The sequence below is a fragment of the Paenalcaligenes hominis genome, assembly GCF_041359055.1.
Taxonomy (GTDB): domain Bacteria; phylum Pseudomonadota; class Gammaproteobacteria; order Burkholderiales; family Burkholderiaceae_B; genus Paenalcaligenes; species Paenalcaligenes hominis_A.
The window spans coordinates 557,651-575,488 of record NZ_JBGJKZ010000003.1 but is presented as its reverse complement, the minus strand read 5'-3'; the positions used below and the strand labels follow the sequence as shown (position 1 = coordinate 575,488).

General features: G+C 42.1%; 16 protein-coding genes and 1 pseudogene. 6 read left to right on the top strand and 11 right to left on the bottom strand.

Annotated elements, in window-relative coordinates; genetic code table 11:
* Nucleotides 1-527 precede the first annotated feature (527 nt).
* The 6 genes from ACBP46_RS09880 to ACBP46_RS09855 all read right to left on the bottom strand — a co-directional run bounded on the left by ACBP46_RS09880 (nt 528) and on the right by ACBP46_RS09855 (nt 5,531).
* Nucleotides 528-1,010, bottom strand: coding sequence for a DUF4411 family protein (locus tag ACBP46_RS09880; protein ID WP_371016558.1), 483 nt, complete (start codon nt 1,008-1,010; stop codon nt 528-530).
* A gap of 3 nt (nt 1,011-1,013) precedes the next feature.
* Complete coding sequence (locus ACBP46_RS09875; RefSeq protein ID WP_371016557.1) at nt 1,014-2,084, bottom strand: ImmA/IrrE family metallo-endopeptidase; 1,071 nt, start codon at nt 2,082-2,084, stop codon at nt 1,014-1,016.
* 278 nt (nt 2,085-2,362) lie between these two features.
* Nucleotides 2,363-3,127: an ABC transporter permease gene (locus ACBP46_RS09870; RefSeq protein ID WP_371016556.1), complete on the bottom strand. Its 765-nt coding sequence runs from the start codon at nt 3,125-3,127 to the stop codon at nt 2,363-2,365.
* 1 nt (nt 3,128) lies between these two features.
* Nucleotides 3,129-3,908 carry an ABC transporter ATP-binding protein gene (locus ACBP46_RS09865; protein ID WP_244951417.1) on the bottom strand — a complete coding sequence of 260 codons (780 nt, stop codon included), beginning with the start codon at nt 3,906-3,908 and terminating at the stop codon, nt 3,129-3,131.
* On the bottom strand, nt 3,901-4,911 hold the full coding sequence (locus ACBP46_RS09860; protein ID WP_371016555.1) for an ABC transporter substrate-binding protein: 1,011 nt from the start codon (nt 4,909-4,911) through the stop codon (nt 3,901-3,903). The genes ACBP46_RS09865 and ACBP46_RS09860 overlap by 8 nt, the downstream gene beginning before the upstream one ends.
* Before the next feature lie 17 nt (nt 4,912-4,928).
* Complete coding sequence (locus ACBP46_RS09855) at nt 4,929-5,531, bottom strand: cupin domain-containing protein (protein WP_371016554.1); 603 nt, start codon at nt 5,529-5,531, stop codon at nt 4,929-4,931.
* A 303-nt stretch (nt 5,532-5,834) separates the two neighbouring features.
* Here ACBP46_RS09855 and ACBP46_RS09850 point away from each other — a divergent pair, with 303 nt between their 5' ends.
* On the top strand, nt 5,835-6,635 hold the full coding sequence (locus tag ACBP46_RS09850) for an IclR family transcriptional regulator (RefSeq protein ID WP_371016553.1): 801 nt from the start codon (nt 5,835-5,837) through the stop codon (nt 6,633-6,635).
* 309 nt (nt 6,636-6,944) lie between these two features.
* On the opposite strand, the gene ACBP46_RS09845 is transcribed toward ACBP46_RS09850, so the two are convergent.
* Both ACBP46_RS09845 and ACBP46_RS09840 read right to left on the bottom strand, forming a co-directional pair.
* The gene (locus ACBP46_RS09845; protein ID WP_371016552.1) at nt 6,945-8,852 is read right to left on the bottom strand and encodes a TRAP transporter permease; all 1,908 of its coding nucleotides are present in this window, start codon (nt 8,850-8,852) and stop codon (nt 6,945-6,947) included.
* Complete coding sequence (locus ACBP46_RS09840) at nt 8,849-9,847, bottom strand: TAXI family TRAP transporter solute-binding subunit (protein ID WP_371016551.1); 999 nt, start codon at nt 9,845-9,847, stop codon at nt 8,849-8,851. Before ACBP46_RS09840 ends, ACBP46_RS09845 begins: the two co-directional genes overlap by 4 nt.
* 217 nt (nt 9,848-10,064) lie before the next feature.
* Here ACBP46_RS09840 and ACBP46_RS09835 point away from each other — a divergent pair, with 217 nt between their 5' ends.
* Nucleotides 10,065-10,523: a MarR family winged helix-turn-helix transcriptional regulator gene (locus ACBP46_RS09835; protein WP_371016550.1), complete on the top strand. Its 459-nt coding sequence runs from the start codon at nt 10,065-10,067 to the stop codon at nt 10,521-10,523.
* A 3-nt stretch (nt 10,524-10,526) separates the two neighbouring features.
* On the opposite strand, the gene ACBP46_RS09830 is transcribed toward ACBP46_RS09835, so the two are convergent.
* Together ACBP46_RS09830 and ACBP46_RS09825 are read right to left on the bottom strand one after the other, a co-directional pair.
* Nucleotides 10,527-11,714: a Gfo/Idh/MocA family protein gene (locus ACBP46_RS09830; RefSeq protein ID WP_371016549.1), complete on the bottom strand. Its 1,188-nt coding sequence runs from the start codon at nt 11,712-11,714 to the stop codon at nt 10,527-10,529.
* A 10-nt stretch (nt 11,715-11,724) separates the two neighbouring features.
* Complete coding sequence (locus ACBP46_RS09825; protein ID WP_371016548.1) at nt 11,725-12,687, bottom strand: PDR/VanB family oxidoreductase; 963 nt, start codon at nt 12,685-12,687, stop codon at nt 11,725-11,727.
* A 168-nt stretch (nt 12,688-12,855) separates the two neighbouring features.
* Between ACBP46_RS09825 and ACBP46_RS09820 the strand changes: the two genes are divergently transcribed.
* The 4 genes and pseudogenes from ACBP46_RS09820 to ACBP46_RS09805 form a co-directional block, all read left to right on the top strand.
* On the top strand, nt 12,856-14,157 hold the full coding sequence (locus ACBP46_RS09820; RefSeq protein ID WP_371016547.1) for a Rieske 2Fe-2S domain-containing protein: 1,302 nt from the start codon (nt 12,856-12,858) through the stop codon (nt 14,155-14,157).
* A gap of 15 nt (nt 14,158-14,172) precedes the next feature.
* On the top strand, nt 14,173-15,162 hold the full coding sequence (locus ACBP46_RS09815; RefSeq protein ID WP_371016546.1) for an ABC transporter substrate-binding protein: 990 nt from the start codon (nt 14,173-14,175) through the stop codon (nt 15,160-15,162).
* A gap of 64 nt (nt 15,163-15,226) precedes the next feature.
* The gene (locus tag ACBP46_RS09810) at nt 15,227-16,159 is read left to right on the top strand and encodes a DMT family transporter (RefSeq protein ID WP_371016545.1); all 933 of its coding nucleotides are present in this window, start codon (nt 15,227-15,229) and stop codon (nt 16,157-16,159) included.
* 97 nt (nt 16,160-16,256) lie between these two features.
* Nucleotides 16,257-16,463 (top strand): annotated as a pseudogene (locus tag ACBP46_RS09805) (transposase); the annotation flags it as partial.
* 612 nt (nt 16,464-17,075) lie between these two features.
* Here the strand turns inward: ACBP46_RS09805 and ACBP46_RS09800 are convergent.
* A complete protein-coding gene (locus tag ACBP46_RS09800) occupies nt 17,076-17,765 on the bottom strand; it encodes an IclR family transcriptional regulator (RefSeq protein ID WP_371016544.1) in 690 nt (229 codons plus the stop codon).
* Nucleotides 17,766-17,838: the final 73 nt, after the last annotated feature.

Genomic DNA, 17,838 nt, shown 5'->3' with positions numbered 1-17,838 from the left:
ACCTTAATGAGGAACGAGTTAAGGTTATGCGCCTAGCGCAACCCCAAAACCGTTCAATAAATTTGAGTCTGGCTAAACACCCGACTGACGTAATTCGTCATACACTAAAGAGTCATTCAATAATAGCGTAGAAGCTTGTAGGCTGTAAACTTTCTTTTTAGACGACGAATTGATCGTTAATTGACTCATCTCTAAAAACCGTTCTTGTTTAAGGTTGAGGTATACCTTTAAACGTAAGGTTAAATGTTTTTGCTGTTGCACTGGGTGCCATTGTCTCTAGTTTCTGGATGATCTCTTTTAGCCTGTACTCATACCCTATGCGTTCAATCACCGCATCTTCAGGTGAGTACCCTCGCAATCTGTCTTCATCTTGTCTCAGGCTTGACCAAGCCAGAGTACCATCACTACGTTTAACAATCTGCAAAAAAGGAGAGCCTACAATAGTGGCGTCTAGAAAGGCGTCAAGGTGGGGGGATTTTACGGATGTCGGAGGAAAGAGTTTTTAATGGTGAAAAATACAGGAAAAACTACAAAGTAAACCTTGCCTTTAGTTTTCTAAGTAGCTCAAAGGTGCTAATGCATTCAACACCATACTGTTGGCAAACATTAGGCACTTTTACTTTTTTACCCTGTTGAGTAATTCTAGACTCATGTGAAACCACCGTAGCACCTATTACTTTTGCTTTTGCTATTATCCATGGATCAGCGCCGGCTAAAAAGTCATCCCTGTTTTGTTGATTGTAATGTCCTTGCATTAAATCTTGCGCTATAGCTCCCACTAAACTCTGAGTCTCAGCATCATCACAACGTAAAAAGTGTCCAGGCCTATCTTTTACCCAAGTAACTAGCTCATCGTCACCCGCTATTAACTCATTAGCTACCATATCTATGCTTGCAAGTTTGCCTACAGCACACTCTTTATCTAACCAGTCCCAATAGGCTGGGCAAAAATCAAAACTATAGTAAAGATTTTTAGCATGTATATACGTGTTGGCGTCTAATAAATACATTGCCTAAAACTCCTTAGCAAGCTTCATTAAATTAGCAGGTTTAACTTGCATTAGACTGGCCGCCTCACGCAATGGGGTATTTCCATTTAAAGCATCATTAACCAATGCCTTGGCAAAACTTTGACTCATTTGCGACTTTTTAGTTAAGTAGTAGCTAGGGCCTCCAGCTTGTTTTTCACGCGATTGAAAAGCATTTTTTTCTGCATTAATAAACTGCTGGTAGCTGCTTAGTTCTATATAGCCAAAAGTAAGTGCGCGCCGAGCAATAACCCACTGACTTACATAAAAATGTGCGGCCAGACTTGGCAATTGTTTTTGCCAATCCTCTAAATCAGTAAGCCAACTCTTTTTAAATTCAGTTTCAGGCACTAACAACTCGGCCGCTACAGCATTACAAACTCTCTCAGACTCTTTTTCAGCATTCGTGTTTAAGTCAGACACACCCGAAACACCTATCCACAAATGGGCAAATTCATGCATTAAGGTAAATAATCTTGGTCCAGGAGCGTCAGCATGATTAATAAAAATAAGTGGTGCGTACTCATCAACCAAAGCAAAACCACGAAACTCTTCAACACGTAAAGGCCTAGTGTGATGACCTAAGAAGCTTTGGCGCATGACTAGCACCCCGACTTCCTCAATTTTATTAATTAGGCTACGGTAATAATCTTCCCAACTACCTCTTCTTTTAAGCTTGCTTAAATCTAGTTGATTGCGTATCGCTTCTACGAGTTCACCAACATTTAAATTGTTCTGAAAGCTACTTATAAAATCAAGCTTGCTTGCCCCCTCTGCCAGTAAAAACTCTCTATACCAAAATTGCCGCCCCTGCATCAGCTTAATGGTGTCGTTCAACTCTACACTGTATTTCCCCAAGTGGTGGCTTCCAACCGTACGTAAATCTGCAAGCAAAGGCTCTTCAACTGGAGGTTCTTGCAAAAACAAATAGCTAAAAGGTATATGAGCCTTTTTAGCGAAATCTATGGCCTGTTTAAACGTAGGTTTCGCTGTTTGATCTTCCCACGCTGCTAGTTTGTCTTCCTTCTGAGCTATTTTTTTAGCAAACTCAGGCACAGAAAAACCTAAGCGTTCACGCGCCCAAGTTAGCATTTGTGGATTAACGTGTGCTGTAGACATAACTAAAAATGTGAAATTTATTTAATACGATTATAGCAAGAGACTTGTAATCTCCCCTCCACATGGAATGAGTAACGCAACGTTTTATAAGTAGCCTAAGAAGTACGATATTATGGATACTTCCGTAATGTAGAAATATAAACGCCCAGTCAACTCATGTGAACTGGGCGCTTATGGTCTAAAAGGACCTCACCTGAAAAGGCGAGACAGATAGTTTAATGCTTTGCTGTTTGTGCTGACTCATGCCAAGGTATAACCACTTTACGCAAAGACCCCACTGCAAAATAAAGAACAAAACCAATCATAGCCAGCAGAATCACCACAGCAAATAAGGTATCAACCTCTAAATCTTGCAATTTGATCGTAGCCAAATAGCCCAGTCCTCGGGACCCAGCAACAAACTCAGACACAACGGCACCAATAATAGCCAGCACAATCGCCATTTCCATACCCGTCAAAATATAAGGTAAAGAGGCGGGAACGACTAACAATCGGAACCTCTGCCAAGAGGTAGCACGGCCTACATGAAATACCTCGATTAATCCTGTATCTACCGATTTAGCCCCTAAATAACTATTTGAAAAAACAGGAAAAAAGGCTAATAAGGCAGAGATAATGATTTTTGACTCAATACCAAACCCAAACCACAGAATAAACAAAGGAATCAAAGCGACTTTAGGTGTTAGCTGCAGTGCAATCACAAAAGGCTTAAATATTCTATCTAAAAGGTCAATACGACCTAGCAACTGCCCAAGTACGGTTCCCAAAATTACAGCTATACAAAAGCCGCCCAAACACTCTACCAAGGTAGTGTAAATATGGTAGTAAGTATCATCACGCTGCATTAGTCTGACTAATGCAGATAGCACATCTTCTGGGGGTGGCAGCACCAAAGGCGACACCTCAAAGAAAAACACATAGCCTTTCCAAATTAAGAAAAAAACAACTACTGAAATGATTGGAATGAAATGTCGGCTCACTTTATATCTCCAGGTGATGGCGTAATTCATCACAAAACCGCATAAACTCTGGATCACTTAAAAACTTGGTACGGGGTCGATCTAATGTAATTGGGATTTCAGCTACTACTCGCCCAGGTCGAGCTGACATCACTAGCACTCGATCTGCTAAATGCACCGCTTCACTAATAGAGTGTGTAATTAAAAAGGCACCAAACTTTTGGTTCATCCAAATGGCCTCTGCATCAGCAATGATTTTTTCCCGCGTTAACGCATCTAAGGCCCCAAAAGGCTCATCCAGCAATAACAAGCTGGGTTTTGAAAACAAAGCACGAGCAAATGAGGCGCGTTGTCTCATTCCTCCGGACAACTCAGAGGGTCTTTTTTCCTCAAACCCTTTCAAGCCGACCATCTCACATAAAAACGTTGCTCTTTGCTCATCCTCTGCCGTGACGCTGCCTTGCATTAGCTTGGGCAAAAGAATATTTTTTTGGATGGTTAACCAAGGCAATAAACGATGCTCTTGAAACGCAACACCTATACCTGAATCGTTATTGACCTCTTTAGATAAACGGACCTCGCCTTGGGTAGGCTGCTCTAAGCCGCACAATAAACGCAACAACGTGGACTTCCCACAGCCTGAAGGGCCAATAACAGCCACAAACTCACCATCAGCAATAAACTGATTAATGTGCTCTAAGGCAATAACAGGCCCAGTGCGTGTTTCAAAATGCTTGCTTACATTATCAAAAACGACAACTTTTTGGCGTTCCTCTTGATGGGTCTTGTTTTGATCAGACAAGGCTTGCCTCCCAAAGGCTGTTGTCATACAGACGACGAGACGTTTCTTTCATCAGACCAGCCTCAACAAGCAACTGCTGACCTTGTTCCCATTGTTCCGGAACATTACGCAAGATATTGTCTTTACCTTGAGCTATCCATAACTCTCGATTGCCTTTTAAATCACTTAAAGCAATATTGGTTTGGTCTATACCGGGCACATCATATTTACTTCCAATAAGACGAATCACTTCTAGCAAATCTTGATCACTCATATCCATCATTTGCAAAAGCGCCTCGCGTACCCCTTTTAAAAAAGCCAAATGCTGCGCGCGGTTTGCTTCCAAATCAGACTCACGAGCCACATAAACCTGACCCGGCACACCGTCATCCACACTCATCACATGCAGCGGATAACCGGCAGCACGTAATCGAGAAACGGTGCTGACATTACCAAAAAACGCATCGATGCGACCAGCCTCTATCATGGCAAATGATGCGGGGCCATCAGCCACTCGCTCTCTTTTCACACGCTTGGGATCTATCCCCGCCTTTGCCAGCATCAGGTTCAACGTCGCTTCCATAGAGCCGCCAAAAGAAGCCAAACCTACGATCTTCCCGTCTAGCTCACTCACATCAGGAACCGCTTTTTCTTCTGACGAAATCACCACAAAAGGCGAGACTTGGGCAATTGTGGCAAAGGCAATAACATCGGAATTTTCTTGCGCCCGAGCCGCCATGTAATTAGCGCCTCCGGTACGGCCACCATTCACTTGCTTTGCTGCCGTTAACTGAATAACCTGCCCAGCCCCACGCCCCACTTCAACTTTTACATCCAAGCCTAGTTTTTGAAAAACACCGGCTGCACTCGGATATAAAACTGGAGTAAACGCCAGTGATAAGGTCATTGGCGTCAAATAAGTATAAACACCAGCAGTCTGTGAAAAAGCGACATGTGAAGCAAAAGGCAAGCCTAATACACCAGCAGTACCTAAGCTATTAATCAGAAATTTTCTGCGGTCCATGATAAGTCTCCTACTATTTAAATTTTCTTTTCCACTGTTTCTGCCATCTGAACCCGCGCTCTTTTTGCAATAGTTAAGGGGTGGTCTTCCGGGTATTCAGGCAAGTCGGGACGATTTGCCCCCAACATGACGCACATTAGCGCCTCCTCTTGGCCTTCATTACGGAGCCCTCTATAAACGCCTGGTGGCACGGAAATAACATCGCGCTCTTTTAATACCAGTTCACAGGACTCACCGCTGTACTCTAAAAAGAGTCGTATAGAATCACCACGCAAAATAAAGAATGCTTCCTCTACATCATGATGCACATGCAAAGGTCCCTCGCAGCCAGCAGGCAGAATCATAGTGGAAAAAGTGAAATGCTCTGCAGGGATCACGTTATCGTCTTGTGTGACGCCCGCAGCCCCTGTACCAATGTAACGAGTTTGGGCTCTTCTATAGACTGGATTTACATCTGCTTGCCAGCCTAGAGCATTCCAATCGTATTGCCGAGTGCTCTTACGAGACACCCTCGTTTCCATCCACTCTAATAGGCTCTTGTTTTTAGGCCGCTTCCAACTTTCAAACAAAGGGTTTTCCTGCTCAGGAACAGGGGTATTTTTCACTTTGGATTCACTCATTTTTCTCTCGCTTAATTTAAAAACATGCTGTATGCCCACCCCCCCCAAGCCCAACGTATAGGCGGCTACTCTAATGAGCGCCACCCCCACGCTGGTTTTTACTAATATGCCCCTTCCCTAGTTATCTCTATAATTTTGTTTCATATATGAACCAGTGATTTACAAAGGGAACAAATTGAGTATAGGTATGTTTAAAACTTAAAATAAATGGGGAAAAACCCTTTGCAAAGCAAAGTATCTAAACACTGGCTTCACCCTATACTTACACCAAGAAAAAACTTATTTTGAACCTCAGAGAAAACCATGACCGAGTCCCTCTCAAGATCAACCCAAAATCGTTACTCTGTCCCTGGACTGGAGCGAGGTCTACGCTTATTGTCAGAGTTCAATAGACATGACCAAGTACTCGCCGCACCAGAACTAGCCAAGCGCTTAGGTCTTCCGCGTACTACTATATTTCGCTTACTTAACACCTTAGAAAATCTAGGTTTCGTTAAACGAGTCGAAGGGGGACATAACTACCAATTAGGAATGGCTATTCTTAGACTAGGGTTTGAATACCTAGCCTCTTTAGAGCTAACAGAGCTAGGCCAACCGCTATTAGAAAAAGTCAGAAACGAGACTGGATTATCTTGCAATCTAGCAATACGAGATGAAGATCAAGTGGTAATTATTGGCAAAGTAGCAGCGCCCACCCCTTTTGTAAGCACCGTACATGTAGGCACACGTTTACCTGCCCATGCCACATTATTAGGTCGAGTTTTACTAAGTGATATGCAGCTAGCTGACTTACAAGACTTATATCCAGAAAACCAATTACAAAAATTTTCTGAACGCACACCGAACTCGGTGGAAGCTTTATATAAGCTAATCCAACAAGATGCTAAAAATGGCTATGGATTGGATGAAGGCTACTTTGAGCCAGAGGTAGCAAGCGCTGCTGTAGCTGTACGAGACAAACAAAATAAGCTTGTCGCCGCCCTAGGCGTAACTATTCCTATTAGCTATAGAAATAAAGGGGAAATTAATTATCAAGAGCTAGTCGCTAGTATAGAAAGCGCAGCACAAGAACTGTCGCAATTGTTAGGTTATAAATCTTCATAAAAACAGGATAAGAAGATTGGGTTCTGATACTTTATAAAGCTAACTTATTTGATATGAAAGAAAAGTATGCCACGGTGATGAGCAGAGATGAGGTGATAGAGAGTCTAAAAAGGGATATATAAACTCAGCTCTCTTTAAATAATCCATAACTTTATAAGAAGTAATTTATAAAGTTATGGATCCACTGGTACCCCCACCAAACCGCAGTGCTTCAAAATAGCCATAATATAGTCAAAAATAAAAAAATTGGGCTTGTTCCAAACAAAGCCCAATTAACTCAAGAACATTTACTCTTATATTCAGTATGTTTTATTTACTAGCAGTTGGCTTGTGCAGGCTAATAGCTAAATTATTCAAGTAACCCATTTTTTTTCCAAGAAGCCATAAAACAAGGGTCACGGTTACAGCAGGTATTGCCCACAATAAGTTAGGGTTCATTAAGCTGATCGCCCATCCAAATAAGAGCAACCGAGTGTACCAAGCTAACCCACCTTCTAAAGCAAAAGATATAACTAAAGTAGTAACTATACCTGCTATAAAAGCACATAAAATCTCTAAGGCTGTTCCATTAAATAAAAGAGCCTCATTCCATATAAATAAAAATGGAAGTATAAAGCCCATAGCTCCTAGCCGAACGGCAGAAGTTGAAATTTTCATTGCATCTTCTTCTGCGATAGCAGCCGCCGCAAAAGCAGCGACCGCCACAGGAGGCGTTAAAGCTGACAATAATGCAAAATACAACAGGAACATATTAGAAGATAATGTAGGCAAGCCTGCTGCTACAAAAGCTGGACTGACAACCATAGCAGCTAAAATATAAGCACTAGGCGTAGGCATACCCAAACCCAATACAATAGTAATAAGCGCACCTACTAGCAGAATGACTAGCAACCCTGATCCTGCCACCATAAGAATTAAGCTAGACCCTTTCATCGCTAGGCCTGTCATTGTTAAACCGCCAATGACCAAGCCAGCCGCTGCACAAGCTCCAGCCACAGGCAACATGCGTAAAGTTGTTTCGCCTAAGCCCTCGATAAGACTCCAAATACTCATGCGAGTTTTTTGGTTAAATACCGACATCACTAATAATGAGATCGATCCAAATACAGCTACGTATGTTGGTGTATAACCCATTAATAAGGAAATACAAATAACAGCAATAGGCACGACAAATACCCAACCTGTTTTCAGTGTTTCTAATACAGGCTGAATGTCATCAATCCCTCTCATACCTTGCCGCAAAGCTCGAAAATGAACCTGCATATACACGCCCAAGTAATACAACAAAGCAGGAATAAGAGCGGCTAATGCTACCGTCCGGTAATCAATGGCGGTGTACTCAGCTAATATAAAGGCTGCCGACCCCATGACAGGCGGTAATGCGGCACCACCGGTAGAGGCAGCAACCTCTACCGCCCCAGCAAAACGAGACGAATAACCTAACTTTTTCATGATAGGAATATTCACTGCGCCAGTTGTTGCCACATCTGCAGTTGGACTACCAGAAATGGTACCGTACATGCCCGCTGATAACACTGCAATTTTAGCTGGACCACCTGGGCTTTTACCTGTTAGGGCAGCAGCTAGCTGGAACATAAAATCAGCCCCACCTGCACGGGTTAAAAAGGCTCCAAACATAACGAATAAAAAGACATAACTTGCCGTTACTTGGATAGGAACACCAAAAACCCCATCCGTGGTATACATCAAAACATCAATAAATGAATTGAAGTCTATATACCCATGGCCGAACGGAGCCGGTAAGTGGTGGCCCCATAAGTTATAGGCTAAGAACAGCAATACTATAGAGGTTAAGCCTGCCCCGGTAGTACGACGTGTAGCCTCTAAGGTTAAAAGCAATAACAGGCTACCAAATAGTAATTCGTAATTTGATAAAGGGTCTAATAAGGTAATACGAGTTACTAAGTCTTCTCGTATCAAAATAAAGTAAATACCACAAGCAGCACTAGCCCCAGACAACACCCAATCCATAAAAGTCGGTATCACAGGCGCTTGTTCATGTGAGCCTATGCTCAAAAACAAGAAACTGTACATACCGCAAACAAATAGAATGCCTATTAGCAAGGCGTCAGGTAACGCAACGACATTGATATACGTTACCCAACAGGCAAACAGGGCTGCCATTGCACTAAGTATCATGCCTGGAGCACCCACAAAAGATCGACGGCGTCCAGAGCTAAATATTTTCTTGATCATTGAATCAACCCTCTTTCTTTGTAAGCTTTCAGCGCACCTTTATGAAAGGGCATACTCGTTTCTTTAACCAAAAGCTCAGTTTCAAGGGATTTCATTGATGGGTGTACTGCACGTAGACTATCTATATTTTCTATAATGGCATTGGTTAAAGCATAGGCCTCTTCCTCTGGCATGTCCTCATTAACAATCAAAACGGCCCCCAAGGTTAGTGTTTCAATGTTTTTATCTTGGTTTTTGTAACTGCCGGCAGGTATAGTAAAAAACCCAATACCAAATTGCTTGCTTATTTTTTCACGGACCTCAAGCGGAACATCTAATACCTTAATATCCACGGCATTTTCTAGTTCTCTGATTGAGCTATGCCCCACAAACACCCCATTAGTGAACATATTAATGCGGCCATTTTGGAAAAGAGAGCTTTGCTCTGAAGAGCCCGCAGCTATAATCGCGCCTCCCCAAGAAGCTACTGACTCTTCATTGGCACCCACCTCGTTTAATATTGCACTAGCAATACTTCCAGTGATATTCCCTGCTCGATTAACCGTGACTCGTACAGGCGCTTTTTGTTTAGCTAAATCGGCTAAAGACTCAATGCCGTATTCATCCGCAAACTTTTTTGCCGCAATAAACTGCATAGGTGCCCAGTCATACATGTAACCTATCACTCGAAGCTTAGACATAGGTTCCCGAAATGGAGTTTCACCTGCTGAGGCAATTTTTAACTCTGCATCATGAATTAAACCTAAATGCGCTCTGCCTTGTTGCACCATAGCAGCATTTGCAAAGCCCCCTCCCGTTGTTTGGTATGTAATAGTAGAACCAGGTATGCTTTTTTTAACAGCATTATCTAAACCCGTCCCCAATAAGGTCCAGAGCCCACTAGGGCTAGCACCTGCCAACGTGTAACTAACTGACTGCGCTTGAACTGCGCCGACTGTTACGCTAAAGCACATGCATAAGGCAATGGCCATACGATTAAAAAATTCAGGTATCATGACTTGTCATCCTCCGTGGGATTTATTGTGTTTACTTTTTGGTGTAAAAATAATACTAACAATTTGTTTATTATGTTTGTTACCTATAATCGCCTCAAAACAAATTAGATAGCTAACTATTTATTTTTAATTTAAGTATAAAATTACAGCCTGTCAATCAGAAAATAACCTATTACTCTCTCATTGATAGGCACATCAATCCATTTCGAGCACTCCTATGACAAAAGAAATTTTGCCTCTACAAAAAAGCTTAGGCTATCAGATACGAACCTCACACCGTCTTATCCAACGACGCTTACAAAGCCTGATTGAACCCCATGGCGTCAGCTTAGGGATGTGGTATTTTTTGCGTGTTCTATGGCATAAAGAAGGCTTAACACAAAGCGAACTCTCTCAGCTAGTAGGTACGATGGAGCCAACAACACTAACCGCTCTTCGCTCCATGGAACGCTGTGGCTTTATAAAGCGCGAACGGAATGCTCTGGATGGCCGTAAAATTAATATATATTTGACAGACCTAGGACGTGAGCTAGAGGGAAAACTAGTTCCACTCGCTAAAGAGGTACTGAGTGAAGCCTCTTCAGGGCTATCGGACTCAGAAATGCAAACATTGCTTAGGCTCTTAAACGTCATCCAAACCAATCTAGCTGATCACAGCTTATTAGAAGAAATTTAAACACTAAGCCACCACCTGATATTGAAGTTGCACACTATCTCCAGTGCGCGCTGAGTTTAAAATAGCCAAACATACCTCAGTTGTCGCTCTGGCCCACTGTGCACTGTGTACAACAGGCGTAGCTAAAAAAATGGCATTAAATAATTCATCAATAACTTCAGCTCTAGGAACAGGTTTTTTTACGGTGTTTTCTAAGTAACGTGCTTCGTCCGAATAAACCATGACCCCATTGGGTTGTATACGTAGATCCGCTTTTGTCATTGAAACGACGACATGACCAAAATGCTGATGGTAAGGCGTAGTCACTAATAAAGGAGGCTGGTAATTTTTGCTCCCATAATTCCCCTCTTCCTTTAATGCACTTTCCTGCTCTATAGAGCCTATTTCTTTCAAACGACGTCTCGCTTTACCATAATCATCAGAGCTTTTCAAAAACCCCATTTCTCCTATGCCACCTAATAACTCATCACTATCATAATGACCGTACCCACTATAAGTAGCACTAGCGTAAGCACCATTTTCAAACGTTAATAAAGCGCTATAAGCTCCTTCTGTAGGACGAGCAGGATCCCAGTTCCCTGTTTTTGCTTGTACCGTTTTGACTAACCCGCCTCCTAATAGTCGAATCATATCAATTTGATGTGCTGCTTGGCTGAATATAACGCCCCCACCCTGACTCGTGTCTAGCTCTTCGGGACGACGAGGACGATATAAAAAATCAGTGTAATTAAATGCATGGATCATTTGCACGGAACCCCATACGTTTTGATCTATTAAGTGTTTAGCGTGTAAAACAGGACCATTAAAACTGTGCGAATGTCCTACTACCAACACTACCCCCGTTTGCTCTATGGTTTCTACAATGTCATGGCATTCAGTCATCGAGATGGCTAAGGGCTTTTCTAACAAAATATGTTTCCCTATCTGTGCCACATAGCGCGCATGCTCTGCATGAAATTGATGGGGGGATGCAATATAAACAACCTCTACCCTTGGATCAGCACAAAAATCCTCAATATTATCGTAGCTAGCGGCATGAAAATCCTGACTGAATCGTTTTCTCGCAGAGTCCCTAGGATCCATTGCGGCAACCAGCTCCACTCTAGAGTCTTGTAAAAAAGTAGGCAACATGAGCATAAAAGCGCGCCCCAAACCTATCACTCCTAGCTTTATTTTTTTCTCTTCCATCATTTTTCCTTTATTACAGCCCTAAAACAACAGGCTCTGCTCCACACCCTCTAGATACACAGATAATAATGTTTTGCTCCTGCTCATACTCATCAAGCACCATATCCCTGTGCTCTACATCGCCTGAAATTAGAGCTGTTTTACATGACCCACAAGTCCCACTTTCACAAGAGCTAGGTACATTAACCCCCTGCGCAGTTAAAGCCTCTAAAATAGTTGTTTGAGTATCTACTTCTAACGTTTTTCCACTTTTAACCAACTGGACTTGAAAAGGAACATTAGTTCGTGCTAAAGCAGCATCAACCCCAAAGCTCTCAAACATAACGGTGCCTTGTGGCCAATGCCCTGTCATGGCCTTTACCTCTTCCATAAGTAATAAAGGACCGCAACAATACACCTGTTTATTCCCTGAGCTTTCTAGTACAGGCCATAAATCATACCTATTGCTCTCTTCGCCGTTAGAGTGATGAATTACGACACGCCCACCCCAATCTGTACGAGTTATCTCGGATAAATAAGCAGCACTTTCAGCATTACGGCTTAAGTAATAGACAGTAAAACTAGTAACCCCTTGATCTTTTAAAGACTGCATCATGGCATAAATAGGAGTAATCCCAATACCACCTGCGATCAGCACATACTCGGGACGAGTGTTTGTCATCTCAAACAAATTAACTGGGCTTGTAGCTTCTAAGGTCATTCCTATTTGTAAATTGTCTACCATACTAATAGAGCCGCCTCGCCCCTCTTCATCTCGTCTTACTGCAATCACATATCGACTTGCATTCTCAAGGGGGTTACAAAGTGAATATTTATTCGTTCGACCGCTAGGTGTTTTGACTGAGATATGTGAACCAGCCGTAAACAGAGGCAACGCCTCTCCATTTACAGCACGCAAGTCAAACTCATAAATATTCGTTGCGATTTCTCGTTTACCTTCAACGTATAAGTGCAACGTCTTTGCTCCTTTACTCATCCTTTTCTCCTATAAACTCTCGATGGGGATCCTATTTATTTTGAATGATATTGCCATATCCTTAGATATCTAATAGAATCCTAACATAATTTAATTAGTTAGCTAACTTATTTAATAGTGTTTCATCATAAAAAACCACCAATTTCATTTGAGACAAAGAGGCTACATATGATTACACCTGAAGAAAACGATTTGTTATGCCGAGTCGAGGGAAATGCTCCCATGGGACAACTCATGCGCCGTCACTGGACCATTATCTGCTTATCAGAAGAGGTAGCAGAGGCAGATGGCGCTCCGGTTAAAGCCCGTATTTTTGGTGAAGATTTAGTTGTTTTTCGTGACACCAAAGGTCGTCTTGGGGTGATGGATGAATATTGCCCACACCGCCGTGCATCATTAGTTATGGGTCGCAATGAAGATTGCGGCTTACGTTGCCTCTATCATGGCTGGAAAATTGATGTTGAAGGAAACGTGACAGAAATGGTTTCCGAACCTGTAAGTAGCGGCTTTGTTAATAAAGTGAAGCATACGGCTTACCCCACCCACGAATGGGGTGGTTTTGTATGGGCATATATGGGGCCCAAAGAAACAATGCCTGAATTTACTCCTCCTGTTTGGGCACCCACTAAAGAGACAAAAGTTACCATTGCTAAAGCCATATTGCCATGTAACTGGGCGCAAGTACTCGAAGGCGCCATCGACTCAGCCCATAGTTCAAGCTTGCATTCTTCTGATATGGTTCCTGCTCGAGTCAATAGTGCGGAAGCCACAGGTGAGTTATGGCTAAGACCATCTACAGATAAAGCCCCTAAGCTGCAAATTGAAAACACCCCCTACGGGTTCCGCTATGCAGCTATACGTCGGCCCATTACTCAACCAACAAAAAATGACTACGTACGCTCAACCGTCTTTGTCGCACCCGCTACAGCGCTTATCCCACCCAATAACCTTTACAACGTAGCCAATATCAATGTGCCTTCAGATGACCAAAACACGGTGTTTTACTTTATTGCCTGGGGCCATCCTGACTCCACACCTAGCACAGCAGAATGGCGTGCATTCCTAGGCCAAGAAGTTGGCAAAGACTTAGATCAATATTATCGCCCTTTACGTAACTGGGATAATCGTTTCTGGCAAGACCGTCAAGCTATGAAAGACGGTAATTTCACCGGTATTACCGGTTTCCCTAATCAAGATATTGCGATGTGGGTCACCATGGGAGCCATAGCAGATCGCACCCAAGAGCGTCTAGGAGCCAGTGATCTTGCTATTGTGGAATTCCGTAAACAAATGATTGCTGCCGTGCAGCGCTTTCAAGAAAATGGCACCGTTATTGGAACAAAAGACGCCATGATCGCCCCGGATGTCTGCTCTTTTCAAGCCATTATTCCCAAAACAACAAGATGGCAAGATTACCCCGCCCATTACGTTTGGAATGCCCCAGAAAAAAAGCCTGACTCTGTTGTTTAATGCCAAGGAATTTTAATGAAAAAACTACCACTATCCATTGCTTTAGGTAATTATGATCGCACTCGCCCCTTAATTGATGGCCGTGTGCAGATTGATGGCGTAGATCCTATCTGCATGACCTTGTTCCCAGAGGAAATGTTCTTCCGAGCCTTTAGATATCAAGAGTTTGATATAGCAGAGCTATCTTTTTCTAGTTATTTAGTAAGTGCCTCTAAAGGAGAAAATGACTATATCGCTATTCCTGTCTTTTTATCTAGAGCCTTTAGGCATACGTCTATTTATGTTCGATCAGATCGAATAAAAAATCCCGAGGACTTAAAAGGAAAAAAAATAGGCTTACCAGAATATCAACTCACAGCCAATGTCTGGGCTCGCGCTTTGCTAGAAGATGACTATGGAGTGAAACCGTCAGATGTCACTTGGGTGCGTGGAGGAATCGATGAGCCTGGTCGCCCTGAAAAAATTAAACTAGACCTACCCCCTGATGTTCATTTAGTTAATGCTCCTGAAGGACGAACCATTTCTGAAATGATTCATACCGGCGAACTAGATGGTTTTATGGGCCCTCGCCCACCCAGCGGCCCAGCACTTCATAATCCGAATGTGAACTGGTTATTTGAAGACCCAACAGCAGCAGCCAAAGACTACTATAAACGCACGAACGTCTTTCCTATTATGCATTTAGTTGGTGTACGAAAAAGCCTTGTTAAACAGCATCCTTGGCTACCCGCCGCATTACTTAAAGCCTTTGAGCAATCCAAAGCAATAGCACTAGAGAAACTTTCAGACACCTCAGCTACTAAAGTGACTCTGCCTTTTGTAGAAGAACAGCTCAAAGCTGCCCGCGATCTAATGGGCTTGGACTTCTGGAGTTACGGCGTAGATGCTAATCGAGCGACCTTAGATACCTTTTTAAAACATCACTATAAACAAGGCCTATCGGCGCGTCGGATGGAGGTCGATGAACTATTTCACTCCACCACTTACGAAACCACCAAAATATAAGCCATGAACAAAAAAGACTGCCCTTATAAGCAGTCTTTTTAATTATTAATGGAATTAAGCATAGATGAAAACCCCTATGACTACCCCAAAATGGAATTTTTCCATTTATTTATTAGCCATACTACCCCCTTTATTTTGGGCAGGTAATTTTGTTTTGGGAAAATGGGCTGTAACGACTATTCCTCCGGTACAACTTTCATTTTTCCGTTGGCTGATAGCACTATTTATCTTAAGTGGAATTACATACAAAACACTAAAAGACCATTACAAAACTATAATTAAAAACATCAAAAAAATTTTTATATTTTCTTTATTAGGTATTGTTGGATTCAACATCTTTATTTACATAGCATTACAAAAAACAACAGCAATAAATGGTGCTTTAATCAACTCAACCATGCCTATTGTTACTTTACTACTATCTATATTTATAATTAAAGAGTCATTTCAATTTAAACAATATATAGGAATTACTGCTTCATTTTTTGGCTTATTGGTTTTATTTAGCTCTGGAGACCTTTCTGTTTTTTTAAAACTAAACTTCAACCAAGGGGATATTTTTATATTGTTAGGTGTAGCCTGCTGGTCTTTATATACTATACTCGTCAAAAAGTGGGTAATAGAGCTTCCTTTTTTTGTTTTTTTATTTTCTATAGTCTTTATTGGATGCTTGCTGCATATACCACTATTGTTTATAGAGGCTTCTTATACAGGCTGGGCTAATTTTAGCTATCCAACATTAACTGCTATTATTTATCTTGCCATTTTTCCATCTATTCTTGCCTATTTCTTTTGGGGAAAGGTCGTTACCTCGATCGGCCCTGCTAAAGCAAGTCTATTCATGTACTTAACTCCTATTTTTAGCACTATATTTGCTTTGATTTTTTTAAAAGAAAAAATACATGTACACCACTTAGTTGGATTCATTTTTGTTGTTATAGGCATAGTTTTAGTTAATAAAGTGCATAAAAAAAACGGAACTATAGAAATCTCGTAGACTTACTGTCAAGCGCACAGTTCATAAGGTAATCACCCGCTAATCCCTCCAACAAACCGCAGTGCTTTAAAGTAGAATTTCTCGAAAAAGAAATTCAATGAAAAAGTCCCGTTATACCGATAACCAAATCATGACCATTTTGAAGCAAGCTGAAGCTGGTACACCGATTCCAGAGCTGTGCCGTAAGCACGCTATGAGCCATGCAATATTTTATAAATAGTGCGTAAAATACGGCGACATGGACACCTCCATGATGACTCGGCTTAAAGAATTGGAGCGGGAAAACCAGCGACTCAAGAAAATGACGTGATAGCGGATTGATTAATTCGATTAACGACAGACTAGCGCAAGTGGGGCTTCGGTTTATGCTTCACCTACTTACGTAATATCAAAGGATTTATCTGAAATCACAAATGAGTCTATTGCCTTTATCGGCGACTCGAAATCAATCTGCGCATTAAGTCGGCAAGTTATATGAGTGCTAAGTCAAATCAATCGATGGCGTGGAAAGCTGGACGATGTCGGTGCGAAATGAAGTTTGACGTAGCCATAAAGGGCAAAATATATTGGTAAAACATTGCTTGAGTGGGCGGTTTCACGACAAATCAACTTGATTCATACCCAACCCAACAACCTGCAAAAAATGCCTACGTCGAACACTCTAAGCGAACAGTTCGTTATGGCTGGTTAGCCCAAAATGAAGAAGCCGCACATTTAATCTATGGAAAAATAGAAAATGAGTTCAGCCTTTGTTGTGAGCTCTTAAGCCAATTAGGCTTCTCACCTCTCCTTGTGAGTAAGCCTATACTCAAATCTGCCCTACACAAACGATTTGCTTACATAAAAATAGCTCCTACCCAACGAAGATGGAGCTATTTTTCTGTATGACATTCATACAATGTAAAAACTATCGCGCTCATAACCCTAGCGTATCAAATTGCTCTCCCATTTTTTTTGCTTGAACTCGTAACTCCTCAAGAGCAAGTTGTTGCTCTGCTTCCTCATATCGAGACCGTAAACCTGAGACCATCAAAGAACCATAAATGCGGCCAGCATGACTAAGCACAGGAACAGCAACTGCAGCTACATCCACATCCCGCTCACCCAGTGATATATAGAAACCTTGCTCCTGAATCGACTCATCCATAGTTTCAGTCTCATAGGCTAATAAAATTCTACCCGTCGCTCCTACTCCCAGGGGAAGCAAAATACCCTCCTCAACATGATGGCGTGCAGCACGAGGTGAGTTCTGTCTGTATAAGCACTGCCTTTGATTACCTTGACGAACATAATACGCTGCAGTTTCCCCTGTTTTTGCAACCAAGTCTGCCAAAACTGGACGCACTAAACCCTCTAAATCAAAAGCCCGCTCATACAGCAGACCTAGCTGACGCAAAGTGGGTCCTAAACGGTATTGCCCCGCTCCTGTTTTACGTATATAGCCAAAATGCTCTAACGAGCTAATTAAACGCAAGATAGTACTTTTATATAGACCCGTTTTTCCCGCCAACTCAGTCAGGCTTAACTCTACTGCTCCACCTTTAAAGGCTTCCAAAATAGACAGCGCTCTTTCGACTGACTCTACACGATTATTTTTTTGCGTCATGGTCAACTTATACCTTCATAAATAAAACTACAAACAGAGAACTAAGGGTTTATCTCTATCAAATAGGGTTGAC